The sequence below is a fragment of the Haloprofundus salinisoli genome, from assembly GCF_020097815.1.
GTDB lineage: Archaea > Halobacteriota > Halobacteria > Halobacteriales > Haloferacaceae > Haloprofundus > Haloprofundus salinisoli.
Genome location: NZ_CP083663.1, coordinates 773,675 through 797,220, shown reverse-complemented (window position 1 = coordinate 797,220; position 23,546 = coordinate 773,675). Strand labels below are relative to the sequence as shown.

At 66.3% G+C, this 23,546-nt stretch carries 31 protein-coding genes; 18 read left to right on the top strand and 13 right to left on the bottom strand.

Annotated features, from left to right (window positions below; all coding sequences use genetic code 11):
- Positions 1–184 precede the first annotated feature (184 nt).
- The 3 genes from LAQ73_RS04235 (at position 185) to LAQ73_RS04225 (ending at position 3,545) form a co-directional block, all read left to right on the top strand.
- Positions 185–730 carry a DUF7097 family protein gene (locus LAQ73_RS04235; RefSeq protein WP_224270002.1) on the top strand — a complete coding sequence of 182 codons (546 nt, stop codon included), beginning with the start codon at positions 185–187 and terminating at the stop codon, positions 728–730.
- Between the two features lie 140 nt (positions 731–870).
- The gene (locus tag LAQ73_RS04230) at positions 871–1,422 is read left to right on the top strand and encodes a GMP synthase subunit A (RefSeq protein ID WP_224270001.1); all 552 of its coding nucleotides are present in this window, start codon (positions 871–873) and stop codon (positions 1,420–1,422) included.
- A 113-nt stretch (positions 1,423–1,535) separates the two neighbouring features.
- Entirely contained in the window at positions 1,536–3,545 is a 2,010-nt protein-coding gene (locus tag LAQ73_RS04225; protein WP_224270000.1) for a DUF2070 family protein, read from the top strand.
- Positions 3,546–3,674: 129 nt separating this feature from the next.
- Here the strand turns inward: LAQ73_RS04225 and LAQ73_RS04220 are convergent, their stop codons facing one another.
- The 6 genes from LAQ73_RS04220 to LAQ73_RS04195 all read right to left on the bottom strand — a co-directional run bounded on the left by LAQ73_RS04220 (position 3,675) and on the right by LAQ73_RS04195 (position 5,357).
- Complete coding sequence (locus LAQ73_RS04220) at positions 3,675–3,887, bottom strand: HVO_0649 family zinc finger protein (RefSeq protein ID WP_224270795.1); 213 nt, start codon at positions 3,885–3,887, stop codon at positions 3,675–3,677.
- Between the two features lie 80 nt (positions 3,888–3,967).
- Positions 3,968–4,222 carry a DUF3194 domain-containing protein gene (locus LAQ73_RS04215; protein ID WP_224269999.1) on the bottom strand — a complete coding sequence of 85 codons (255 nt, stop codon included), beginning with the start codon at positions 4,220–4,222 and terminating at the stop codon, positions 3,968–3,970.
- Positions 4,223–4,627 carry a prefoldin subunit beta gene (locus LAQ73_RS04210; RefSeq protein WP_224269998.1) on the bottom strand — a complete coding sequence of 135 codons (405 nt, stop codon included), beginning with the start codon at positions 4,625–4,627 and terminating at the stop codon, positions 4,223–4,225.
- Positions 4,628–4,666: 39 nt separating this feature from the next.
- Positions 4,667–4,936 carry a KEOPS complex subunit Pcc1 gene (locus LAQ73_RS04205; protein WP_224269997.1) on the bottom strand — a complete coding sequence of 90 codons (270 nt, stop codon included), beginning with the start codon at positions 4,934–4,936 and terminating at the stop codon, positions 4,667–4,669.
- A 10-nt stretch (positions 4,937–4,946) separates the two neighbouring features.
- Entirely contained in the window at positions 4,947–5,081 is a 135-nt protein-coding gene (locus tag LAQ73_RS04200; RefSeq protein ID WP_058580947.1) for a DNA-directed RNA polymerase subunit P, read from the bottom strand.
- A 9-nt stretch (positions 5,082–5,090) separates the two neighbouring features.
- A complete protein-coding gene (locus tag LAQ73_RS04195; RefSeq protein ID WP_224269996.1) occupies positions 5,091–5,357 on the bottom strand; it encodes a 50S ribosomal protein L37ae in 267 nt (88 codons plus the stop codon).
- Between the two features lie 185 nt (positions 5,358–5,542).
- Between LAQ73_RS04195 and LAQ73_RS04190 the strand changes: the two genes are divergently transcribed.
- Entirely contained in the window at positions 5,543–5,935 is a 393-nt protein-coding gene (locus LAQ73_RS04190) for a DUF7344 domain-containing protein (protein ID WP_224269995.1), read from the top strand.
- A gap of 321 nt (positions 5,936–6,256) precedes the next feature.
- Here LAQ73_RS04190 and LAQ73_RS04185 read toward each other — a convergent pair whose 3' ends face one another.
- Both LAQ73_RS04185 and LAQ73_RS04180 read right to left on the bottom strand, forming a co-directional pair.
- Positions 6,257–6,985, bottom strand: a complete 729-nt coding sequence (locus LAQ73_RS04185; RefSeq protein ID WP_224269994.1) for a DUF2103 domain-containing protein — start codon at positions 6,983–6,985, stop codon at positions 6,257–6,259.
- 47 nt (positions 6,986–7,032) lie between these two features.
- Positions 7,033–7,731: a DUF4336 domain-containing protein gene (locus LAQ73_RS04180; RefSeq protein ID WP_224269993.1), complete on the bottom strand. Its 699-nt coding sequence runs from the start codon at positions 7,729–7,731 to the stop codon at positions 7,033–7,035.
- A gap of 391 nt (positions 7,732–8,122) precedes the next feature.
- Here LAQ73_RS04180 and LAQ73_RS04175 point away from each other — a divergent pair, with 391 nt between their 5' ends.
- Complete coding sequence (locus LAQ73_RS04175; protein WP_224269992.1) at positions 8,123–9,499, top strand: hypothetical protein; 1,377 nt, start codon at positions 8,123–8,125, stop codon at positions 9,497–9,499.
- 9 nt (positions 9,500–9,508) lie between these two features.
- Here LAQ73_RS04175 and truD read toward each other — a convergent pair whose 3' ends face one another.
- Positions 9,509–10,858 (bottom strand): tRNA pseudouridine(13) synthase TruD, encoded by a 1,350-nt coding sequence (gene truD, locus LAQ73_RS04170; RefSeq protein WP_224270716.1) that lies wholly within the window; start codon positions 10,856–10,858, stop codon positions 9,509–9,511.
- A gap of 133 nt (positions 10,859–10,991) precedes the next feature.
- Here truD and LAQ73_RS04165 point away from each other — a divergent pair, with 133 nt between their 5' ends.
- Complete coding sequence (locus LAQ73_RS04165; RefSeq protein ID WP_224269991.1) at positions 10,992–11,393, top strand: DUF8048 family protein; 402 nt, start codon at positions 10,992–10,994, stop codon at positions 11,391–11,393.
- Between the two features lie 24 nt (positions 11,394–11,417).
- Here LAQ73_RS04165 and pth2 read toward each other — a convergent pair whose 3' ends face one another.
- A complete protein-coding gene (gene pth2 / locus LAQ73_RS04160; RefSeq protein ID WP_224269990.1) occupies positions 11,418–11,756 on the bottom strand; it encodes a peptidyl-tRNA hydrolase Pth2 in 339 nt (112 codons plus the stop codon).
- A 75-nt stretch (positions 11,757–11,831) separates the two neighbouring features.
- Between pth2 and LAQ73_RS04155 the strand changes: the two genes are divergently transcribed.
- The 5 genes from LAQ73_RS04155 (at position 11,832) to LAQ73_RS04135 (ending at position 15,410) form a co-directional block, all read left to right on the top strand.
- Positions 11,832–12,410 carry a Yip1 family protein gene (locus tag LAQ73_RS04155; protein ID WP_224269989.1) on the top strand — a complete coding sequence of 193 codons (579 nt, stop codon included), beginning with the start codon at positions 11,832–11,834 and terminating at the stop codon, positions 12,408–12,410.
- A 53-nt stretch (positions 12,411–12,463) separates the two neighbouring features.
- A complete protein-coding gene (locus tag LAQ73_RS04150) occupies positions 12,464–13,165 on the top strand; it encodes a Yip1 family protein (protein ID WP_224269988.1) in 702 nt (233 codons plus the stop codon).
- Between the two features lie 75 nt (positions 13,166–13,240).
- The gene (dcd, locus tag LAQ73_RS04145) at positions 13,241–13,822 is read left to right on the top strand and encodes a dCTP deaminase (RefSeq protein ID WP_224269987.1); all 582 of its coding nucleotides are present in this window, start codon (positions 13,241–13,243) and stop codon (positions 13,820–13,822) included.
- On the top strand, positions 13,819–14,721 hold the full coding sequence (locus tag LAQ73_RS04140; protein WP_224269986.1) for a thiamine-phosphate synthase family protein: 903 nt from the start codon (positions 13,819–13,821) through the stop codon (positions 14,719–14,721). The genes dcd and LAQ73_RS04140 overlap by 4 nt, the downstream gene beginning before the upstream one ends.
- A complete protein-coding gene (locus LAQ73_RS04135) occupies positions 14,718–15,410 on the top strand; it encodes a class I SAM-dependent methyltransferase (protein ID WP_224269985.1) in 693 nt (230 codons plus the stop codon). The genes LAQ73_RS04140 and LAQ73_RS04135 overlap by 4 nt, the downstream gene beginning before the upstream one ends.
- A gap of 11 nt (positions 15,411–15,421) precedes the next feature.
- Here the strand turns inward: LAQ73_RS04135 and LAQ73_RS04130 are convergent, their stop codons facing one another.
- On the bottom strand, positions 15,422–15,871 hold the full coding sequence (locus LAQ73_RS04130) for a hypothetical protein (protein ID WP_224269984.1): 450 nt from the start codon (positions 15,869–15,871) through the stop codon (positions 15,422–15,424).
- A 32-nt stretch (positions 15,872–15,903) separates the two neighbouring features.
- On the opposite strand from LAQ73_RS04130, the gene LAQ73_RS04125 reads away from it, so the two are divergent.
- Positions 15,904–16,149 (top strand): hypothetical protein, encoded by a 246-nt coding sequence (locus tag LAQ73_RS04125; protein ID WP_224269983.1) that lies wholly within the window; start codon positions 15,904–15,906, stop codon positions 16,147–16,149.
- A gap of 22 nt (positions 16,150–16,171) precedes the next feature.
- Here the strand turns inward: LAQ73_RS04125 and LAQ73_RS04120 are convergent, their stop codons facing one another.
- Positions 16,172–17,104: a sulfide-dependent adenosine diphosphate thiazole synthase gene (locus LAQ73_RS04120; RefSeq protein WP_224269982.1), complete on the bottom strand. Its 933-nt coding sequence runs from the start codon at positions 17,102–17,104 to the stop codon at positions 16,172–16,174.
- Between the two features lie 181 nt (positions 17,105–17,285).
- On the opposite strand from LAQ73_RS04120, the gene LAQ73_RS04115 reads away from it, so the two are divergent.
- From LAQ73_RS04115 to LAQ73_RS04100, 4 genes are all read left to right on the top strand, one after another.
- On the top strand, positions 17,286–17,999 hold the full coding sequence (locus LAQ73_RS04115; protein ID WP_224269981.1) for a phosphoribosyltransferase: 714 nt from the start codon (positions 17,286–17,288) through the stop codon (positions 17,997–17,999).
- An 88-nt stretch (positions 18,000–18,087) separates the two neighbouring features.
- Positions 18,088–19,044 carry an AEC family transporter gene (locus tag LAQ73_RS04110; RefSeq protein ID WP_224269980.1) on the top strand — a complete coding sequence of 319 codons (957 nt, stop codon included), beginning with the start codon at positions 18,088–18,090 and terminating at the stop codon, positions 19,042–19,044.
- Between the two features lie 56 nt (positions 19,045–19,100).
- Positions 19,101–19,715 carry a hypothetical protein gene (locus LAQ73_RS04105; protein ID WP_224269979.1) on the top strand — a complete coding sequence of 205 codons (615 nt, stop codon included), beginning with the start codon at positions 19,101–19,103 and terminating at the stop codon, positions 19,713–19,715.
- Positions 19,716–19,824: 109 nt separating this feature from the next.
- The gene (locus tag LAQ73_RS04100) at positions 19,825–20,271 is read left to right on the top strand and encodes an ester cyclase (protein WP_224269978.1); all 447 of its coding nucleotides are present in this window, start codon (positions 19,825–19,827) and stop codon (positions 20,269–20,271) included.
- Between the two features lie 30 nt (positions 20,272–20,301).
- Here the strand turns inward: LAQ73_RS04100 and LAQ73_RS04095 are convergent, their stop codons facing one another.
- Positions 20,302–21,696 (bottom strand): MATE family efflux transporter, encoded by a 1,395-nt coding sequence (locus LAQ73_RS04095; RefSeq protein WP_224270715.1) that lies wholly within the window; start codon positions 21,694–21,696, stop codon positions 20,302–20,304.
- 347 nt (positions 21,697–22,043) lie between these two features.
- Between LAQ73_RS04095 and LAQ73_RS04090 the strand changes: the two genes are divergently transcribed.
- Positions 22,044–22,448, top strand: coding sequence for a hypothetical protein (locus LAQ73_RS04090; RefSeq protein ID WP_224269977.1), 405 nt, complete (start codon positions 22,044–22,046; stop codon positions 22,446–22,448).
- A 22-nt stretch (positions 22,449–22,470) separates the two neighbouring features.
- Positions 22,471–23,490, top strand: coding sequence for a GNAT family N-acetyltransferase (locus LAQ73_RS04085; protein WP_224269976.1), 1,020 nt, complete (start codon positions 22,471–22,473; stop codon positions 23,488–23,490).
- Positions 23,491–23,546: the final 56 nt, after the last annotated feature.

Genomic DNA, 23,546 nt, shown 5'->3' with positions numbered 1-23,546 from the left:
AACCGAATAAGACTCATCGGACGACTGTCTTCAAATCTAGCTGATATTTACGGGAATATTGTGTACTCCAGACTCAGAAACCGAGACGCGCGAACGCACGTCGTCGCTCGCGGCTGTCGGTGGCGTCGGTAGATAACACCGAACGTCGAGCGTTCAAGTAGCGCCGGAACCGAGGTGCGCACACATGGAGAAGACGCCGGAGGGAACCTCGGTCGGCGTGGACGACCCGTACGAGTTCGCCGGGCGGTGCGACCACCTGACCGGCGACGGGCGGTGTCGGTACGCGCTGAAGCACGCGGGCGACGACCCCGAGTTCGCCCGCGCACGCCGCGCCGACGAGTACCGCTGTCTCGTCGGCGAGGCCGACTGCGACTGGCGCGACTGTCCGCACTACCGCTCGACCACCGACGGACGCGAGTGTGTCCGCTGCGGGTTAGAGGAGATTCGGATGGCGCACCGCTCGTCGGCGCGTCCGCTGCTAGAGGAACACCACCTCTCGTACCACGGCAATGGCGGAGACGACGCCGACCCGTCCCACGAGATCACGGTGTCGCTCTGCCGCTGGTGTCACGCGAAAGTCCACCGCTCCTTCGCCCGCGTCGACGACGACGTGAATCCCGACACCGAGGCGCTGGCGGCGCGCGAACAGCGCCGCAGCGAGGAGCAGTCCGAGTTCGGGTTTCGGTCGGCGAGCGAGCGGTTCGACCGCACGTCCGACGACCGTTCGTGAGGGGCCCCACCGCCACGGTTCGACCTCGCACCCGCTCGGCGTCGCCGTGAACACTCGACTCTCACGTTCTTCGATGCACGAACGTGCTCATATCGCCCCGACTCCGATTCGTTTTTAGGCTCGTCGGTCCAACCCCCGCCATGACCAGAATCGTCGTCATCGACAACCACGGGCAGTTCACACATTTAGAGCAGCGGGCCTTGCGCGACGCGGGCGTCGACACCGAGCTCGTCGACAACGAGACGCCGTCCGAAGAGGTGGACGCCGACGGCATCGTCCTCTCGGGCGGTCCGGACGCCGACCGCGCCGGGCGCTCCGCGGAGTACCTCGACCTCGACGTTCCCGTGCTCGGCATCTGTCTCGGCATGCAGGTGATGGCGGCGGAGCTCGGCGGACGCGTCGGGTCGGGCGACTACGGCGGCTACGCCGACGTGACCGTCGAAGTGCTCGACGACGGCGATCCGCTCATCGGACCGCTCGCGCCCGAGACCCGCGTTTGGGCGAGTCACGCCGACGAGGTAAAGGAGCTTCCCGAGGGCTTCACCCACACCGCGACGAGCGACGTCTGCGGTATCGAGGCGATGAGCGACGTCTCCCGCGACCTCTACGGCGTCCAGTGGCACCCCGAGGTCGCCCACACCGAACGCGGTCAGGAAGTGTTCGAGAACTTCATCGCCCGCTGCGAGAACTGAGCGACCCGAGCGTCGCCGAAGGAACCCTCCGCTCGGACTGACACCGGGAGTGACTGTCACACCGGTGCGACAAGTAGCGAGGTTTTAGGAGGCACGCCCATAATCTCGTCGGCATGACAACGTCGCAGAGCAACCTCGCCGGGTTGTCGCGGTTTATCTTCCGCGCTCCCTCGTGGTACGCGAGCCTCGGGTTCGCGCTGCTCATCGCCGGCATCGCGGGCGTCGGGGCGTTCGACTCCGGCCTCCGCGAAGGGACGTGGCGGGGTCTGTTCTTCGTCGGCAAAGACGCCTGGGAGGGCATCTTCTTCGTCGGAATTCCGACCGTCGTCGCCAGCGTCGCAACCACCGGCGTCGACCGGTTTCTCGGCGGCCGACTGACGCCGAACCGGTCGTCGCTGCTGGCGCTGGCCTGCGAGATCGTCCTCATCGGTCTGCTCACCGTCGCGGCCATCGTCGCCGTGTTCGCCTCGCTCGACCAGCGGTTCGTCTACAACGTGCTCATCGTCGCGCTCGCGTCCATCTTCGCACTCCGCCTGCTCGTCATCATGGCGGTGTCGCGCTCGTCCATCCTCGTCGCGTCGGTTCCGGCGAGCATCCAGACGCTCGTCTCGGCGGTACTGCTTTTCATCTACAGCGGGACGCTCAGCTTTCTCGAAGTCGGCGGCCCCATCCTCGACGCCTACCTGATGCCATACTTCGCCCGCTCCGAGCAGGCACCCGAAGTCGTCTCGGCGCTGACGCTCGACCACTTCGTCCTCCTCGGGGTCATGTGCGTCATCTACGCGATGAGCGTCTACGCCTTCCTCGAAGTCATCGACCGTCCGTGGCGCAACAGCCTCGGCGTCTCCGTCCTCGACTTCATCCGCGGGTTCATCGGCCACATCGCCGAAGGCTCCCGAGAGCTGGAGGACTTCTTCGAGCAACTCGGTCAGGAAGCCGTCGTCCCCGTCACCGTCCTCGCGTTCCGCGACGCCGACGGCGACGAGAAAGCCCAGTTCATCCTCCCGATGATACACCCCGGCCCGATGGGCGAAATCGGCGGCGGTAACTTCCCCGAACGCGTCGCCCGGCGCAGCGAGGGGCTCGCGTTCCCGCCGCACGCGACGGCCGGCCACGACTTCAACCTCGTCACCGAACGGGAGGTAGACACTATCCTCGAAGCGGCCGAGAACGCCCACGAGCGTATCGAGTACACCGTCGAAGCGTCCCGGAGCGTCCGCGTCGACTCCGGCGAGGCCAAGTTGCTCGGACAGCGCTTCGGCGACGACGCGCTCGTCGTCTCGACGTTCGCGCCGAACTTCGCCGACGACGTGGAGTACTCCGTCGGCCTCTCGGCGGCGACGGAGGCCCGAACCACCGGCCTCGACGACGTGCTGCTCGTCGACGCCCACAACTGCAACAACGGCCTGGAGGGCCCGGACCTCGGCCACGTTACGCCCGGGAGTCGGCGCTCCTTCGACATGATTCGAGGGGCCGGAGCGGTCGGCCGGGCGCTCTCCGAGGCCGACACCGACCGGTTGCGTCTGGGCGTCGCCTCGGACCCGACCGAGTGGACGCCGCGAGAGGGTATCGGGCCGCTCGGCATCCGCGTCGCCGTCTCGGAAGTCGAGGGGCAGCGAACGGCGTACGTGCTCGTCGACGGCAACAACATGGAACCGGGGCTCCGCGACAGCATCGTCTCGGACCTCTGTGAGAGCGTCGACTCGATATCTCCCGGCGACCCCGAAGTCGTCGGCGCACCCAGCACGAACGGCGGCGATGCGAAGGCGAGCGCCGAGCGTGTCGTCGGAGACGGCGGCGGCCTCGTCGACGCCGCCGAGGTGATGACCACCGACACGCACATCGTCAACACCGTGAAGGCGGACAACCAGGTCGGTGCGGCCATCGACCACGACGAACTCCGGTCGTTGATTCGCCGCCTCGCCTCGGAGGCCGTCGCCGACTGCGAACCCGTCGAGTCCGGGATGGCCGTCGAACACGCCGAGGTGACCGTCTTCGGTAACGACCGCACCGAGACGCTCGCCAGCCACGCCAACGTCGCCGTCTCGATGGGCGGGGCGTTCGCCGCGGCTATCGCCTGCGCGACGATACTCGTGAGCGTCCTCATCTTCTTCCTCGCGTGAGCGGTCCACGCTCCTCGTTCGCCGATTCGGGTACCGCGTAGCGAAAACGAGAGGCCGTCGGGAACTGGTGTGTCGAGAGAGAAAGGAGCTACCGCTATCGGCCGCCGGCGCGTCTTCGGCGCCGCCGAGTCACTGACTCAGTCGGAGTGTCCGGGTCCGAATTTCGCCGCAACTCGGGCAGACGTGGCGATACAACACCTGTGAACCGGTCGTCCGCGCAGTCCACTTTCCGTCCTCGTCCTCGTACCCGCACCGCGGACAGCGCAAGTCGGCTCGGTCGTAGTGCGACCGGAGTCTGTCCAACGCCGTCGTTCCGCTGCGGTCTCGACCACCGGTAGCCATGTGCTAACTATTAGCATTCATAACCATAACTGTTCGCCTCGCTCGGAGGGAGAGTTCCGGAAAGAAAGCGGCGGTCGCGGCTATTCGCTCGCTGCGAACAGCTCGTCGACGGCGTCGCGCGCCGCCAGCGCCGCCTCGTCGGCGACGACTTCCGGGTCGACGTCGTCGGGCGCGTTCAGGTACACGTCCACGTCCAAGACGCCGTCCTCGAACGTGACCGTCACGTCCATGTCACGCACGTCCGACTGCGTGTAGTGCGCGAAAATGACGCCTTCGGCGGCGTCCGCGGCGGTCTCGACGACCTCGTCATCTGTCGGTTCGGCGTCGGCGCCCATCTACGCGCCGCCTGCGCCCGGACCGCCCATCCCGCCGGGACCGCCGGGGCCGCCCGCGCCGCCGCCCTGCAGCATCTGCTGGAGCTCGGTCTGCAGGCTCTCGAACTGCTCCTGCACGCGCTCTTCCTGCTTTTTGAGCTGTTCGACGCGGATTTCGAGGCTCTCGACGCGGTCATCGAGCTGGTTTCGGGCCTCGTCGTACTCGGTCTCGACGAGCAGTTCGCCGACTTCGCGGTACATCGTCGCGTCCTCGTCGATGTCGTCGAGCGCTTCGAGCGCCGTCTTCGACTCCGAGAGCGTGCTCTCGGACTGCTGTTTCTGTGCGCCGACGCGCTGTGCGGTCTCCTGAAGGTCCTGCAGTTCTTCGAGCTTCTCCTGCGCCTCCGGTGGCAGACTTCCTTGCATAGTCGGTCCGATGCGCGCCGGACTGAAAAAGCCCCGTATTTACTCTCCCGCCCGGGGGTCGGCGGCGGCTCCCAGCCCCGAGACGCGCTCTGCGACGGCGACCATCCGGGTCCACGAGTTGACGCCGGCGCGGAGCGCGACGAGGTCCGAGGCTTCGACTCGCACTTCGACGGTGTCTCCCTCCCTTGCGACGCTCGCGCGCGACCGCTCGTCGTCGATCTCGCCGACTTCGACGCGGACGCTGCGCTCGACGACGCGGGCGCGCCGCTCGTCGGGGTACGAAAAGCGGAGAACGCTCAGATGCGACACTGATTCGCAGTTACTTCACGTCGACTTCTTTGACGACGCGAGCGCGCTCTTTCAGGAGCACGCGGTGACCGCAGTACGGACAGCGGACGCCCCCGTACTCGTCGAGTTCGACGTCGCGTTTACAGCGGGAGCATTTGTAACTCATACTGTGTGATTACTCGTCTTCGTCGAGCGCCGCGCGGATGGAGCGTCGGACAGAGCGTCCGCCGGGCGTCTCCGGTCGGTACGCGCCGCCGGTGAACTTCTCGCCCGTCTCTTTGTTGACCCAGATGCCCGTGCCGAGACGTTTGACGTCCTCGCCGTCGACGCTGGCGTTTCGCATCTCGGATTCGATGTCGGAGACCCGCTTGCGCGCGACTCGACCGTAGCGCGCGCCGAAGCGACCCGCGCTGCCGGTCTGTCGTGCCTTGTTGTCGGCCATAGTGCTGACACCTATCCCGAGCGGACAGATAAAGCCTACGAGTCCGCCTTTGATTCGCAGATGGTACTACCGGGTGTTCGATTGGAAATCTCACATAAAACCATGACTGTGAAAGCGCCACAGTTTGGGGTGTCTGGCGTCGGTTTCTATGCGCGCTGGGGACTGCCCCGGGTGCTCACCTCACCATGTCAAACGACCATACGCTCGGACGCCAAAGCGACCACCCGACGCACGCACCGTCCGCAGCCGTCGACCGTGTGCGCTTAGACGAAACGTTCGACGCGCTGTCGAACCGACGCCGACGCGACGTGTTGTACTATCTCCATCAGGCGAACGGCGAAACCGTCGACGTCTGCGACGTTGCGGACACGATGACTGCGTGGGAAGTCGAGTGTCTCGACGACGTCGAACCCGACCACTTCCGGAGCCTGCTGGTGTCGCTTCGGCACGTCCACCTCCCGAAACTGGACGACATCGGTGCGGTCAGCTACGACCGCGACCGAGACACCGTCGAACAGTCCGACAGTCCCGTGATTCACGACTGGGTCGACCTCGCGGCTGTCGAAGAACTGACGTAGCGGTGCGCTCTCTCGCCGCCCCGTTCGATCGTGCGGTCTCTGTCGGACTCGTTGCACCAACTGCCAGCCGATCTATCTTCACCGAACCGTGCGGTAGTTTCGCACAGACCGGGACGAACGCCAGCCGCTCATCGCCGACCGTACCCTTTCGAGTTCGATTCTCGAAAGAGCGTTGGCGAAAACGCCGGGAGTGATCGTCACGCCCGACCGGCAGTACAGACGGGAGACGGGGCCGTGTCTCCTGCAGATTCAAGCGACCGGTCGAAACACCAGCGCAAGCGTGGTGTCCGCCCGACCCGCTCGTCGGTTCGTCTCGACCGCTCAGTCGGCCGACTGTAGCTCCGCCTCGACGAGCGCGTCGTTCAGGTCGTCGCGGACGCGCTCGCCCGTCTCGCGGTCCATCGCCGTCGTCACCACGCGGTTCTCCTGGACGCTCGACCCGTCGCGCAACAGGAACCGGACGTTGCCGTTGTCGTCGGCGCGGGTGACTTTCGCCCGCAGGCTCGTCCGCGACCCCTTCCCGCCGGCGTCGATGGGGCCCGGGATTATCTTCTTGACGTGCGGGTGACTGGCGACGACGCCGATTGCTTTGCGGCCCTTCCGCCCGCCGATGATCGTCGTGTGAGACCCGCCGAGCTTCTCGCCCGGCGGCGCCTCGACGACTTCGAGCGCGCGTTCGCCGCGACTCTCTACGACGGCCTCGACGGGGTCGTCGTCGCGGACGCGGTAGAACTCGTAGTGCAGTTGCGCGCGCGTCTCGCGGATGACGCCCCGGTCGCCCGCCGCGTACACCGTCTCGGGGCGCTTGCGCCGGACCTCGTCGGCGACGCGTCCGGCGAAGTTCCGTAGTTCGACGACGCCGGACTCCTCGCCCGTCTCGGGCACCGTCGTCACCGTCGTCTCGCCGAGAACGGCGTCCTCGTCGAGAAACGTGAGCGTCGCCCGGTCGCGCGAACAGTCGAGGACGACGGCGTCGCAGTTGCCGGTGCGGCAGGTCAGACAGTAGTCTCCGGGTCGCTCTAACGGCGTGCCGCACCGACCGCAGTGCATACCGAATCTGGTTTTCGGTGACCTATAACTCCGTTCGTTTGGGGGCGTCAGAGGAGCCAGTCGAACGCCTCGCTGAACGCTTCGCGTCCGCCGGTCTCCAGTACCGAGCCGTGCCCGACGAGAACGCGGTCGAACTCCCACGCGAGCATCTCTCGGACGGAGGTCCGCGCCGCCGCCTCGTTCACCACCGTTCTCTTGAAGTCCGGCGGTACTGCGAGACGGCCGTACATCCCGGCGAGACGCGCGACGAGTCGCGTCGCCGGAGGCGCGTCGGCGGTGACGTGATAGCAGAGGTCGCCGAGAATCAGCGTTCGGCTCGATCGGTGGAAGAACTCGACTTCCGAGAGCCACCGGTTGCCGAGAAACGCCGTCTGGTCGATATCGGCGCTCCACCGCGGGTCGGGCGTCCCGCCGAGCAGGCCGTCGAAATCGAGGTCCGACCGCCGGCGGTCGAGACCCGGTGCGGCCAACAACTCGGCGCGCGGGTACGCCTCGCGGTACTGCTCCATGTGGAGGTGGCCGTGAAGCTTACTCGCCGGAACGACGAACCGTACGTCGCCGAGGCTGCCCAACGCGCGGCGGAGGTCGGGCGTCAACTCCGCGGGCGAGTGAACGAGAAGGCCGCCGCCCGAGAGGCGGACGACGACCATCACGCGACCGATTTCGAGTCCGAAGAAGCGCAGCGGTTCGCGGTAGGTCCAGAGACCGGTGTCGAGGCGTTCGAGCGGTTCGTGATCGGCGGTCATACGCGGTGAACGACGCCCGATGGGATGGGCGTTCGGGCTCAACCGTCGGAATCAGACCCGAACGTGAACGAGTGTCCGAGCGCCGCCAGCGCGGTCGATGCGACTGTAGTCATCCAGCCGACTTCGCCTCGAAGGCGACGAGGTGGACGACGAACGACCAATCGAGGAAAGAACCGACCGATGCGGCAACGGTGATAACCGCTGCTGCGGGTCGATAGCGGAGAAGCGAGTCTACGGAAGGTGGACTTTCGAGACGGGCACCGGAGTCTATCGCGCTCGCGTCATCGAGCTAAAAGAACTGTCACCGCCGAGCATTGTCCTTCCGATGCGTCACTGCAGCGGTCGTTTCACCCTCCGGAACGTTCTTGGCGCGTCAATCTACACCAGTGACATGAACCGTCCGCCCCGGTTCGCCCTCCTCTGCACCGCCCTCCTGGTCGCGTCGCTCGCCGCACCGCTCGCCGCTGCCCGTCCGCCGCCGCGTCCGCTCTGTGACGGCTGCGGCGACTCCTTCGCCGAGACGGCCGCCGGTCACGGCGTCGACCTTTCCGTCGAGCGGAGCACCGCGACCGTCCGTATCCACCGCAACGGGAGCGCGACGTGGGTCGTCCGCAACCGCGTCGTCGAGTCTGAGGCCACGGCGCGACTCCGGGGCAACGCCACGCTCCGCGAGTCCATCGCCGACCGCGCGATGTGGGACACCGAACTCCGGTCGTCGAACGTTTCGGAGGTGGGCGTGGTGACCGCGCGGTACCGCGAAGCCGGGTTCGCCGAGCGGTCGGTCGGCGGGACGCTCCGCTCGGGCGCGTTCACCGAGGGGTACGGCTACCGCAACCTCGCGGGACTCGGCGCGGACGAACTCACCGTCGTCGCGCCCGACGGAATGCGCGTCGGCTGGAGCACGCCGGGGGCGACCGTCTCTAACGACGGACGGCGGATGAGGCTCACCGAGTTCACCGATGCCCACGAAGGTCGGTTCGTCACGTTCGTTCCCGAAGACGGCGCGTTCGGGGCGGCGCTGAGTCCGCTCGCCGTCGCCGAGAAACTCGGTCCGATAACCGCACTGAACGTAGGCGTGTTCGTCGGACTGCCGACCGCGTTCTTCGCCACCCTCGTCGGCGGCGTCGCGGGCGCGGTGTCGTGGCTCTCGACGCGGAAGGGGCGCTTCGAGCGGGTCGAAAACTACGCGGGAGTCGGTCTCGTCGCGGTCGGTGTGCTCGCGGCGGCGCATCCGCTCTTTCCCGTGACGGTACTGGGAATCGGCGGGTTCGACGCGCCGGTGTTCGGCATCGGCGTCGGTCTCGCTGCGGTCGGAGTCACGCTCTCGACGACGGCGGTCCGCGAGCGCGCGACCTTCCGGACGGTGCTCGCGGGGGCCGCCCTCGCGACGTGTCTCGCCGCCGCCGCGGCTATCGGCGGGGCCGCGCTGTTCGGCGCGCACGGCGTGACGACCGCGCTCCTGTCGAGTCTGCCGTTCGTCGTTCCGGCCTTCGCGCTCCTTCCGGCGGGGTACGCGGTCGGCCGCGGAAACCGCCGCCTCGGGATTGCGACGTTGGCGTTCGCACTCCCGGTGATGTCGTGGTCGCCGCTCACCGCTCCGGTGGCCGGGATGGCGCTGTTGCTCGTCCTCCTTGCGGGCGTCTACGCCGTCGCCATCGCCCTCCTCGGTGCACCGCTGCTGCTCGTCGGGGCGTCGCTCGCAAGTGGCGGACGTGATGGCGGTGCGCCGCCATCCGAACCGCGCGACGACAGTACTGCAGCGAGCTAAGGTCGCCGGTCAGAGCTCCAGCGGCCCCGACTTCGTGTACTCGCGCATCACTGCCGTCGCGTACGACCCAGAGGGGAGCGAGAACTCGAAGTCGAGGGGGTTCTCCTCGATACTCATCCGCGACCGAACCAGAATCGCCCGGCGCGTCCCCGTCGACTCGAAGTTTCCGGGGAGGTCGAAGTCGGCGGGTTCGAGGTCCAACTCCGACAGAATCTCGCGCTCTATCTCGCCCGGTCCCCCCTCACCGAGTTCCGTCTCCGTCCCGACCAGCGGCGCGGTGACGAACGCGCGGCCGCGCTCGCAGTGCTTGCCCACGATGTCGACGCGACGCCCCGTCACGTCCTGCAGGCGGTCGGTGTCCGGGCGGAACAGGTCCTCGGGCGCGTCGCGGTCGGCGAAGCAGGCGACGTCACCTTCGACGGGTCGGTCGAACGGCAGCCCGCGGCGGAGTCGCTCCGAGAGGATGCGGTTGAACACGTACGACTGCGCGGCGTTGACGAACAGGCGCTGGAGATTCGAGGGGACGGCTTCGAGCGCGTGCCGCCAGTCCTCGTCGGTCTCCGCGCCGTCCTCGTCGAGGCGGTGCAGCATCGAGCGCTCGTAGCGGAGGTAGCCGGGCATCCGGTCGAGCGCGCGGTGCCAGTCGGGGCCGGCGCTGTCGGCTTCCGCGTCGACGACGGCGCGGGCCTCGCGGGTCTCGTCGGGTTCGTTCTCGTGGGGGTTGCCGACGTACGAGAGCACGGCTTCGCGCCACTCGTCGCGGACAACGTGGAGGCCGACGGTGTGCGTGACGGGACGGCGACTGCCGAAGCGCTGCTGGCCGAAGTAGTTCGGGACGCCGAGAACGTCGGCGTCGTCATCGACGCCGCCGAACTCGCGCAACTGCTCGGTTATCTCGTCGACGTTTTCGGGAACCTGGGCGTCGCGGACGCGGATGCCGAACGCGTTGCCCGCGAGGTCGCCGAAGGAGATGTCGCGGCCCGCGCGGCCGACGACCTCCACGTCGGCGTCGCGCACGTCCGGCAGGTCCGCCGGGTCGCCGCCGCGGACGGTGAACAACTGGGTCGTGACGGCGTGTTTGTCCTTTGTCCCGGCCCACGAGATGCGTTCGCGGCTGACGCCCAGCGAATCGGAGAGGCGCGCGGCGAAATCGTTGGTGTCCCACCCGCGCAGCGTCGCGCGGACGACGAGATTCGCGTACGCTCCGGGGTCGGAATCGACGGGCGCGGCGTCGAATGCCTCCAGTTCGCGGACCCGGAAGTCCTCGGGTTCGACGCGGAGCTCGCCGCCGATACCGTCGGCGTCGCTCACGTAGTACTCCATGCCGACCTCGCGTTCGATGGGGTGTCCCTCGCGCATCAGCGTCGCCTCGCTGCGTCCGTCTCTCGCGTCGGTACGTTCATACCCGCGGTTGCGGCGGTGGCGATAAAAGCGCTGTAGTTCGTCGGCCACAACCGAAAAACCCCTGGCGGCCGTCCGTTCGACCGGACAGATGACCGACTCCACTTCAGCTTCGGACGTCGAACAGACGCGGGAACTGCCGTTCGACGCGGCCGTCGTCGAACGCACTGCCGACGAAACCGGGGTCGGCGCGGACGACCTGACGGACGCGCTCCTCGTCCTCGACGCCGAACTGCTCGGTAACCACTCAGAGTACGAAGGCGGGTACGACTACGTCACTGTCGACGGACGGCGGGCGTACCTCGTCGACGAGGCGGTGTGGGAGGCGTTCGCGGCGTCGTTCGACCTCGACGAAGAGCTGCTCGCGGCTGCTCGTCGGGCGCACGACGAGCAGGCGCGACTCCTGTTCGATTCCTCGGTGGAGAGCGCTCCCCCGGCCGAGGACGCCGTCGGCGTGGTCGTCGGCGTCGACACCGCAGAGGAGATGGTCTGAGCGGGAACGGGAGCGTCGGGAGGCTCAGTACAGCGAGAGGTCGCCCGTCACCTTGTCGACCAGGTTGTCCTGTCCGGGGCCGACGGCGAGCGCCGTCACCGTGCCCGGGTCCAGTTGCGTGTGCCCCGCGTCGCGGACGACGGCGTGCGGCAGTCCCTCGCGTTCGGCGAGGTCAGCCAAGCGAAAGAGCTCCTTCTCGCCGCGGGCTTTCACGACGACTTTCTTCTGGCCCTCGCCTTTCCACTTCTTTCGTGTGCGCGAGTCGGCGTCCTCGTAGGCCGACAGCGACGCGTGGGCGACCTGCGCGGCGAGCTTCCCGCGGCCCATCCCGATGTCGGTCCGGGCGACGATGACCTGCTTCATACCACCACTCTCCCTCGGCGCGGTAAATCACCTGCTATCGTCGGACAGAAGACCGTCGGCCGCGAACGGAGATGTATGCCTCGAACGCCGCTGCTCCGCCCCGGTGCGTACTTCGAGGGACGGCGCTCGCCGCCGCTTCGGACGGCGGCGCTGGCCGTCGGGTCCCTCGTCCTGGCGAGCTTCGCCGCCACGTTCGTCTCGCTCGTCGTCCTGGCCGCCGGTCGAACCGGTCTCGGCGGGGTAGTCGTCGCAGCGCTCGCACAACTACCGCTGCTGCTCTTCGGCGTGCTCGCGTTCTGGTTGCTGGTCACGCTCTTCGTCCACCTGTTCGTCCGCTGGGGCGACGGCGACGGCGGGTTCCGCGCGTCGCTCGCACTCGTCGGGTGGACGCTCGTCCCGCTGTCGGTGCCGCTCGTGGTCGGTCCGCTCGCACCGCTGGTCCTCTATCGAGCGGTTCCGGCGACGCCCGAGACGGCTCAACCGACGTTCGCCGCCGTCGGCGTCGTGGGGCTTTTCGCGGTTCTCCTCGGGGCTGGCTGGCAGGCGTACGTCTGCTTCGGCGGGATGCGCCGCGTCCACCGGACGGAGACGCCCGTCGCCGCCGGCGTCGCCGCACTCGCCGCGGTGGCGACGCTCGTCCTGTTCCTCGGGTAGAGTGTCGGTGAATTCGACAAGAACTATACCGCTGTACCGAGTCGGCGCGGACGATGCCCCGCACGCCCCTCCTCCACCCCGGCGAGTACTTCCGAGAGCGCGCGCCCGGACTCAGTTTCGGTCGCGCGCTCGTGATCGCTCTACTCGTCGCACTACTGACGACAGCTGCCGTCGGGTTCGTCGGCTGGCAGTTCAGCGAAGCGTTGGACACGACCGTCACTGCCGAGAACGACAACCGACCACCGGACTGGGTCTGCGAACAGCACGGCGACGACTGGCCCGGGTGCGACCAGCCGGAGACGCGGGAGCTGAACCTCGGCGACGAGCTCTGGGACCGGTTCGCCGGCCTCCTCCCGGTCGTGTTCCTGTCGTCGCTTCTCGGGTGGGCCGTCGTCGGTGCCGTCCTCCACCTGCTCTCTCGCGGCGGCGACCGAGGAACGTTCGGCGATACGCTGGCCGTCGCCGCTTGGGGCGGCGTCCCGATGCTCGTCGAGTCGGCCGTCGGCGTCGTCGCGGCGATGCGGGTCATCCGCGAGACGTCGTTCTCGCAGAACCCCGAGACGCTGCTCGGGCAGCTGCAAGGCCTGAGTCGTTTCTCGACTGGCCTATCGCGTTCGCGCTCGGTCTCGTCGTCGCCGGGTGGCAGCTGTTCGTCTGGTCTGCCGGTCTCGAACACGCCCGCGGCCTCGATAGCGACGTGGCCCGCGGCGTCGCCGGTCTCGTCGCGCTCGTCGTGTTCCTCTTGGGAACTGTGAGCTAATCGAGGCAGATGAGCGACCGGCTCCGAGTCGACCGGGAGATTTTACGTGCTGGCACGCGGCCACCCCAGTATGATACTCTCGGACGTGGACCTCCTCGAACGGTTGGAGGCCGGTGACCTCGTCGTCGAACCGCTCGACGACCTCGACATGCAAGTGCAACCGGCGAGCATAGACCTCAGACTCGGCGAGGAGTTCCTGGAGTTCCAGCGGACGAACATCTCCTGTATCCACCCCAACAGGGAAGCGGAGATCGGCCAGTACGTCTCCGAGACGCACGTCGACGAGGGCGACGAGTTCATCCTCCATCCCGGCGACTTCGTGCTCGGGACGACGAAAGAGCGCGTCGAGATTCCGCCTGACCTCATCGCCACCGTCGAGGGGCGCTCGTCGCTCGGCCGCCTCGCCATCGTCATCCACGCCACCGCGGGTATCGTCGACCCCGGCTACGAGGGCCAGATCACGCTCGAACTGTCGAATCTCGGCACCGCACCGGTCGCGCTCTCGCCCGGGATGCGCGTCTCGCAACTCATCTTCACCGAACTGAAGACGCGGGCCGAACGTCCGTACGGCGTCGAACGCGGGTCGAAGTATCAGGGCCAGCGCGGCCCGCAGGCGTCGCGGCTGGGCGACGACCCCGAGTTCCACGGATGAAGTTCGTCGAGGAAGTCGTCGTCGAGGAGTTCCTCCCGACGTTCCGGTCGATGCTCGCCGCCGATCTGCGCGACAGAGAGTTCACCCAACAGGAGGTCGCCGAGGCGCTCGGCGTCAGCCAGAGCGCCGTCTCGAAGTACGCCCACGGCCGCGTCGCGCGCAACGAGGCCGTCGAGGCAGACGAGCGCGTCAGGGACCTCGTCGAGCGCGTGGCCGAGGGGTTGGCGTCCGGCGAGATGAGCCAGCTACAGGCGCTCGTCGAAGCCGAGGTGCTCATCCGCCGCCTCGAAGACGGCGACCTGCTCGCGGACCTCCACGAGGACGCGATGCCCGAGCTCGCCGAGTTCGAGGGGGAGTTCGACGTTCACGACCCCGACAGCGCACTCAGAGCCACCGAACGAGTGCTCTCGTCGGTCCGGCGCGGCCTCCGGACGCTGACGAACGCCAGCGGCTTCGCCGGACTCATCCCGCACGTCGGCTCGAACCTCGCCGAGTGTCTCCCCGACGCCGAGGAGATAGAGGACGTCGCCGCCGTTCCGGGTCGCATCTTCGACGTGAAGGGTCGCGCTACCGTCGCGGGCGACCCCGAGTTCGGCGCGAGCGGCCACGTCGCCTCCGTGCTGCTCTCGGCGCGGAAGGCGGGCGCGTCGGTCCGCGCCGCCGTCAACGTCCGCTACGACCCCGATATCGTCGAGTCACTCGAAGACGCGGGCTATCAGAGCATTGAGTTCGACCCCGACGCACCGACGGACGCCGTCGCCGCCGCGCTCGACGGCGTGGAACTCGACGAGACGTTCGTGCTATACCAGACGGGGAGCTACGGCATCGAACCGATCACGTACGTGCTCGGGCCGGACGCGCCGACCGTCGCCGCCGCGGTTCGAGAGCTGTTGCGATGAGCGACCGCGGGGAAGTGACTCGCCCGAGCGTCACGACCGCACAGGTGTTCTACAGCCGCTGGGCGCGGCTGTACGACGCGCTGGCGACGTACGGCCCCGGAGTCTCGACGCTCCGCGAGCGCACCGCCGCGGCGCTCGACCCACAACCGGGCGACACCGTCGTCGAGATGGGCTGCGGGACGGGCGCGAACTTCGCGTACCTCCGCGAACGCGTCGGCTCGTCGGGCGCTGTCGTCGGCGTCGACTTCTCGCCGGGGATGCTCGCCGTCGCCCGCGAGCGGGTCGCCCGCGAGGGCTGGGAGAACGTCCACGTCGTCCGCGCGGACGCGACGAAGCCACCACTCGGAGAGGCGGACGCCGTCGTCGCCTCGTTCGTCTCCGGGATGCTCGCCGACCCCGCCGCCGTCGTCGGCGACTGGGCCGGCCTCGTCGGTCCCGGCGGTCGCCTCGCGCTGTTGGAGTTGGCGCGGAGTACACGCCCCGAAGCTCGCCCGCTGAACGCGCTGTTCTACGGTCTCGTGCTGGCGGGGATGCCGTCGAAGCGCCCGGCGGATCTCAGCGCGGCGACCAAGGTGCTCGACCGCCGCGTCGTCGCCGCCCAGCGAGCGCTTCGAAATCGGTGTGACGACGCGACGTACTCGACGCACGCGTTCGGATTCGCCCGCCTCGGCGCGGGGACGGTTCGCTGAGTTCACCCTCGCTACCGCCGACGCGCGCGGTCGATGGCTTCGGCGAACTCCGCGGCGCGCTGGGACCCGACGATGACGTCTCGATTCCCCGTCCGTTCGATACGAACGGCCTCGCTCCCGCTGACTGAGTAGGCGACCGTACCGGGTCGCCACCGGATACCCCACCCGCCGAACTCGCCGATGGGGCTGTAGCTGGTCGCCTCCGCGGAGACTAGCTCTTCCCAGGAGATGCGCCGCGGCGAGCGGTGAACGGGGGCGAACCGAACGTAGACCCCGTCGTCTCGAACTTCGGTCTCCAGTCGGGCGTTGTAGAGCAGCAGTCCGACGGCGGCGAAGACGGCGAAGCCGATCACCGAGACGGGGCCGAGAAGGAGGGAGAACGCGAACCCGCCACCGAGGAGTAACCAGAGCCAGCGCTGACGGAACCGTTGCAGTTCGCGGAACGTCGCTTCGTCGCTCATGCTCCCCTGTTTCGTCGTCGGACGGATGGTTATTGCTGTCGCCCGCGAACTCGCCGACCGCCGCTTTCTCGCACCTCCCGCTCGGATTCACGGGGTCGCTCGACGGAGAGGCCGAGAGTTTCCTCGCGGCGGCTCTCGGCTCGAAACTCGTGGAACGAAACGGCGTCTACGTCGACGACGAAGCGGTTCGGTCGACCTCGTCGGTCGGTGACGAGCCGACTCGACACCGGCTCTGGGACGTGAGCGCGGGGTTGGTCGGCGTTCCGCCGGACGGTTGATGCGTTCTGCCGCGCTCCGCCGTCAGTCGTCCGCCGGCGCGGGCCGCTCGGGGACCATCTCGACCGGCGCGGCGTCGGCGTCGAGTTCGTCGAGCGCGACCTGCGCGGCGCGCTTACCCGACAGCAGCATCGCGCCGAACGTCGGCCCCATCCGGGGGAGCTTGTGCGTCGTCGCCGTCGCCAGCCCGGTGGCGACGAGGCCGTCGTGGACGAGGCCCGTCTTCTCGACGACCTGGTCTTCGCTCTCTGCGACCCACATCGAGTCGTGGCCCGGCGAGTCGTGGCCGGGGGCGCCGTACTCGTTCTCGCCCGTCTGGTCCATCCCGACGTTGTGCTCGCGGGCGTGTTCGATGCCCGGCGCGTCGAGGACGCCCCGCTCCTGAAGCTTCGAGACGACGACGGCCTCGTGCCCCGTCGCGTCGACGACGAGGTCGGATTCGACGGCGACGGGGTCGACGCAGGTGAGTTCGCGCGGCAGCGCGTGGACCGGGGTCCAGTTCATCACGACGCCGGCGACGCGGTGTCCGTCGCGGACGACGACGTCTGTGAACTCCGTCATGTTCTGCATCCGCGCGCCGGCGTCGCAGGCGGCGGCGATGAGCGCCGAACAGGCGTGCGGGCCCTTCGCGGTGTACAGCCCGTCGGCCTCCTCGGTCTCTTCGTAGGGGACGCCCAACTCGTCGAGCACCGTCTGGGCGGGGTCGCGGACGGTGACCGTGTTCATCAGGAAACCGCCGAGCCAGAACCCGCCGCCGAGGTAGTTGTTCTTCTCGACGACGGTCGTCTTCACGCCCCGGTCGGCGAGCTCTTTCGCCGCCATCAACCCCGACGGTCCGCCGCCGACGACGATGACGTCGCTCTCTGTGTAGTCGAGAAACTCCTCGCTCCACTCGCTGGCTATCGCGCGGGTCACTTCCGCCTCTCCGGTCGCGGAGAATCCGGTGAACTCCGACATACTACCTAGTGATACAACCGGGTGTTAATACTTTGTGGTCGTCCGGCCCGCGACGCTCGCCGTTCGGCGGGTCGCCTATCGGTGCCGCGACGGAGTCGCGTTCGAGCCGATTCGGCCCGGAGAAGGCGACGAGACTACCTGTAAACCCTTATGTGCGGCCGTGGCAGAGTCACAGTCGGAAATGAGCGACCTCCCCGACGAGTTCAAGTGCACGATCACCAACTGGGAGTACATCTACGGGCTCTGCCGCGACGTGAGCGACGACGTCAAAGAGTCGTCGTTCGAACCGGACGTGGTCGTCGCGCTCGCCCGCGGCGGGTGGTTCGCGGGTCGGTGTCTCTGCGACTTCCTCGGACTGGACGACCTGACGAGTCTGAAGATGGAACACTACGTCGGCACCGCTCAGAAGTCGGGCGAACCCGAGGTCCGCTATCCGATGCCGGAGGGCAGCGTCGAAGGCAAGAACGTGCTCATCATCGACGACATCGCCGACACCGGCGGCTCCATCGAGCGCGCCGACGAGTACGTCCGCGAGCGCAGCGCGAACGAGGTTCACACGGCGACGCTGCAACTGCTGCAGACCAGCGAGTTCGAGCCCGATTACGTCGGCGAGCGCCTCGAGGAGTGGGCCTGGATCGTCTATCCGTGGAACTTCATCGAGGACATGGTCGACCTCATCTCGGGCGTGATGGTGAAAGCCGACGAGGAGACGTTCGAACTCGACGACGTGCGCCACTACCTCGACGAGTTCCACGACGTCGATCCCATCGGGATGGAGATCGCCCAACCCGACCGCCTGCAGGAAGTGATGGCGGAGATGGAGCGCCGCGAGTTCGTCGAGACCACCGGGTCGGACGCGTGGCGGCTCATCGACAACGAAGGCGTCGGCGCGTAGTCGGTTACAGACAGCCTTCGACACCGTTCACACACCGTAGGTCGCCGCATCCGAAACGTTTGGTATCGTTGCACAGGTGGCTTCGAGCGTGTCACTGGTTTCTATCTTCGCCACTGCCATACTGCCGATCCTCACGTTGGCGGGCGTCGGTTTTCTACTCGGTCGAACGCAGAACGTCGACCCCGGTCCGTTGAACACGATTACGCTCTACGTTCTCGCGCCCGCACTCGTCTTTCACAGTCTCGCGACGACGACGCTCGGCGGTGGAACGCTCGTCCGAGTCGCCGCAGGCGTCGCCGTCTATACCTTCGCGATGATCGTCGTCGCCGAGGGTATCGGCCGACTGCTCGGCGAACCCGAACCGTTATTGAGCGCGCTCGTCCTCGTCAGCGCCTTCCCGAACGCGGGTAACTACGGCGTCCCGCTCTCGGAGTTCGCATTCGGCGCGACCGGACGCAGCACAGCGGTGCTCTACCTCTCGGTGCAAGGCGTGCTGATGTACACCGCCGGCATCTACATCGCCTCTCGGAGCGGCGGGTCGGCGGGGCTGGCCGGGTTCAAGCGCGTGCTCCGCATCCCGCTCGTCTACGCCGTCGTCGTCGCCCTCGCGGCGCGGTGGTTAGGCCTCGTTCCGCCCGTCGACGGCGCGGCGATGGAGACGCTGAAACTCGTCGGCGACTCTTCGATTCCGGTGATGCTACTCATCCTCGGCATCCAACTGGCCAACACCGACTACGGCTCCGCGCTCTCGCGCGTCGGCGTCGCGAGCGCGTTGAAGATGGCCGTCGCGCCCGTCGTCGGCTTGGGAGTCGCTTTCGCGCTCGGATTCGCCGACTCCACCGTCGCCCGCGTGTTCGTCCTCGAATGCGCGATGCCCGCCGCCATCACGCCGCTCATCCTCGTCATCGAGTTCTCCGACGGTGTGACCATCGGCGGTCTCTCGGCGGCGGAGTACGTCAGCGCCGTCGTCTTCTCGACGACGATCGTCAGTATTCCGGTGCTGACGCTGTTGATTGCGGTGTTGGAGTCGGGCGCGGTTATCTGACGAACGGACGGTGTCCATAGATTATTTCAAGTACGCACACTGAACAGTAGCAAAATATGTCAAGTAATTCGTCTTCTGATTCAACAGATGAGGTTGAACTGATTAATCAAACCAGTATTTCTGACCGAAATCGTCTATCTGAATTTAGTATTGGGACCTTCGATGGAGTCTCAGTTCTGCTTGTTGGCACGGCGGTTGTTGTAGGGTTGTTGTTCTATATTCACAGTATCCAAGAATCAATCAGCATCCAAGATGTCTCGTTAGTTGTTATCGCTCTCTTGTCCGCCATTTTTACCTTACTGTCGGTGCGAGAGAGCAAACGTACTCGTGAGGCCAGTGTTGCTCCTACCCTTTTTATTGGAGTCCAAAACAACAGCCGGGTAGGCGTCCTAAATCTCGGAAAAGGTCCCGCTCACGAACTCTCTGTTACCGTTTCTCCAATTGGTGAGAGTGAAATGAGTAGACTACTCGAACTCGAAACAGAAATCGTCCAGGCGTCTGATTTCTGCCAGTTGAGGCACCCAGCCTTCGATTTTGACGATAGAACCGGAAAGGAACTACTGTTCGAACTGGAGTATAAGTGCAATTTAGGCCGGAGTTATCAGCCTGCAAGAACGGTGGAATTGGAAAACCTCCCTACTCGATTCTACTATTCTGAACCTTCTAAATAGGATTAGAGGAATCAGAACTATCTTGGATCGCTGAGCGAATCTCTATCTCTCCGCGAGTTGTACACGAATGTTGGTGACAGATATGGCAACCACCGAACCGAAGAGACAGATGGAGGCACAGTTCCGACGCGTCGCAGACGAAGCGTGGAGCAGAGGAGAGTACGACGTACTGGACGAGGCGCTCGCCGACGGCTACGTCTCGACGCACTACCAACTCGAACAGTCGTTCCGCGGCGCCGACGAGTACCGGGCGCTCATCGAGTCGTACCGTGAGGCGATGCCGGACCTCACCGTCCACATCGACGAACTCGTCGTCGCTGACGACTGCGTCGTCTGTAGATACCGTGTCACTGGCACCCACGAGGGGACGCTCCGCGTCCGCGGGATGGAGATTCCGCCGACCGGGAAGTCGGTGGAGACGCCGGGAATCACCATCGTCCGATTCGACGGCGAGCTGTGCATCGAGGAGTTCAACAGTCCGCACGCGCTGGGCATGATGGAACAACTCGGCGTGATTCCGAGTGGCGCAGACGAGATGCGCGAAGCGAGCGCCTAGAGCGGCCACGCTCCGATTTTTAGTTAGTTCTCAGTCGTCGGTCGGCGTCCTGTCGGCGGTGCACTCGTTCTTCGACGACTCCCCGTCGTCGGTGTCGACGACGGCGCTTTTCCACGTCCCGCGGGTGAACCACGCGACGGCGACGATGGCACCGCCGATGTCGCCGAGGGCGACGGCGACCCAGATGCCGGTTTCGGCCCAGTTCTCGACGAAAACGAGGACGTACATCGCCGGCAGGCGGACGACCCACAGGGTGATAGCCGACATGACGAGCGCCGTCTTCGTGTTGCCCGCGCCGCGGAACGTCCCGAGCATCACCTGGAGGACGCCCATGAAGACGAACATCACCGACGCGATGCGGAGGTAGTCGCTGGCGTGGGCGATGGTCTCCGCCGCCCGCGGACCGCCCGCCCCGAGGAAGACGGCGACGATCGGTTCGGGCGTGACGGCGGCCACGACGGCCAGCGGAAGCAACGCGACGGTGACGATCTTCGCCGCGAGTTTCGCCGCTCGCGCCGCGCGCTCGGGTTTGCCCGCGCCGAGGTTCTGGCCGACGACGGCGTCGATGGCCTGGCCCATCCCCATCGCCGGGAGGAAAATGAGCGACGTGAGGCGGTTGCCGAGGCCGTACGCGGTGACGACCGCCGGGGGGAACGTGGCGACCATCGCGGTCATCAGAATCATCGCGAGCGCGCTGGTGGACTGTTCGAGCGCCGTCGGTACGCCGAGCGAGACGATGTCGCGGACGCGGTCGAACCGAAGCGGGAGGTGTTCGAGACGCACGTCCGGACCCACGTCGGTGCCGAAGAGCACGTACATCCCGATGGCCGCCGCGACGGCTCTGGCGAGAATCGTCGCGATGGCCGCGCCCTCTATCTCCAACCGGGGGAACACCCACCACCCGAAGATGAGCAGCGGGTCGAGCACGACGTTGATGGCGACGCTGACGACCATCACCAGCATCGGCACCCGCGTGTTGCCGTAGCCACGCATCAGCGACGAGAAGATGAAGAAGCCGAAGAGAAACGGCGACCCGAGGAAGAACAGGCGCATGTAGTCGCCCGCGAGCGGAACGATGTCCGTGCCCGTCTCCACGTCCGTCGGCAACAGCGAGAGCATCGGGTCGGTGACGAAGAAGCCCAAGATTCCGATGGCGACCGCCAGAAGCGTCACGAACGAGATAGTCTGTCCGGCGATGAGATCAGCCGACCCGTCGCTGTCGGCACCCGTGTACTGCGCGACGAGAATCGTCCCCGCGGCGGTGAAGCCGCCGCCGATGGAGATGAGAAAGAAGATCATCGGGAACGCGAGGCTCAGCGCGCCGACGGCGTTCGCCGAGAGGAGCCCCAACCAGAACGTGTCCGCGACGTTGTACATCACTTGGAGGAGCTGAATGACGACCATCGGCACTGCCAACCGAAGCATCGGCCTGACGAGGTCGCCATCTGTCAGCTCGCTCTTGTAGGAGGGCGCTGTCACTGTCTCGTGAAACACAGCAAACTACTTCAACTCTCCTGATAGTGGCTACCACGAACCAGTTGGTGTTGCCGGTACGGCTCCGCAATCGAACGGTCGCGGCAATATCGACAGGCTTCGTGTTCGTCCGTCTGGATTCGAGCGCGATGAGAGCCCGCCGAGTCCGACCCGGCACGGTGCCCGACCAGCACCGATTCTGGGTGAGGTATCCTATCAAAAACCGGAACCAATCGAAAGTTCTGAGATACCGAATTCTTTGAAAAAGCACTGATGTGTTTACCAGAAAACAGTTACGTATGTCGATATCGGTCGAACATCTCTCCGAGACGACGTGTACAGAGCATGACTGGGACGAGTGGCTCGAACAGTCGTCTATGGGGACGCCGTTTCATCAGTTCGATGTTCTGCGTCTGATGGCGGCGGAGGTGGGGGCGACCCAGTTCGACTTCCACGGAGCGCTAGAGCGACGAACGAGCGGCGCGAAGGCGAAGTTCTCGCCCGAACTCGTTCCCACGTACGACCTGACGCGACAGCATCGGGTGCTTCAGTTGAGAACGTGGGTTCAGCAGCAGAAAGAGGACCTCTCATCGGTAGTCAGCTCCGAATTCGCGTCGATTCAACTCCCGGCACTGCTCTCCGAGAGCACGCTCCAACGGTTCTCTCTCGGAGACAGAGCCCTGAAACTGAGAAAACGGCTATAGCCTCCATTGGTAATTATCCCGCATGACCGTATCGATTCGCCGACACTCAGGCACTGACGAGGAGTGGGACTACCTGGTCGAACAGTCGCCGATGGCGACGCCTTTTCACCAGTCCGGCGTCCTCCGCGTCATCGCGTCGGAGGCCGACGCGTCGCTTCATCGGTTAGTGGGCTACAAAGGCGAGGAGCCGGTCGGCCTGTTCCCCTTCTTCGAGAAGCAGAAGGGGCCGCTCAAACTGGTGAAATCCCCGCCGGAGGGGATCTCGATAATCCTCCTCGGGCCGATTCTCTCGAACTACGAGAATCTCAAGACGAGAAAGCGAGAGCGTCGCCACCGACAGTTCGTCGAGGGGTGTATCGAGTGGGTCGACGACCGGTTCGACCCCGACCGGTTCCAGATACACACCACCGACCGGTACGGCGATTTCCGGCCGTGGGTGTGGAACGATTTCGACGTCGAGATGGACGCGACGTACATCGTCGATCTCGAACGCGAACTCGACGAAATCAAACGGTCGTTCTCCCGGTCGGTCCGCCGCGCGATCGACGAGGCGCGCGATGCCGGATGCGAGATTCGGGTCGGCGGCGAACCCGAGGCGCGCCGCATCGCCGAGCACATCTGGGCGCGGTTCGAGCAGTCGGACATCGCCTACCAAGACACCAGCCCCGAGCAGGTTCTCGACTACTACGAGGCGCTCCCCGACGAGCAGGCCCGACCCTACGTCTGTCTGAAAGACGGCGAGTACGTCGGTGGGAAGATAGCCGTCCGGTTCGGCGACACGACGTGGTGGTGGAAGGGCGGAGCCAGACCCCTCGAGAACGTTCCGGCGAACGAGCTGCTCGACTGGCAGATTATCCGCGACGCCAAGGAAGCAGGCGTCTCCCGCTACAACTTACACGGCGCGATAGACCCGCGTTCCGGTCAGCCGAAGTCGAAACTCGGCCCCGACCTCGTGCCGATGTACAAACTGACGAGAGAGCGCCCGAGCATCGAACTGGCGACGTGGTTTCAGAAGCGAGTCGGTCCCCGCCTCGGCCTGTAACCGACCCCTGACGGAGCACACCCCGCTTTCGACGGCGATTCGGAGACCCCTTTCGA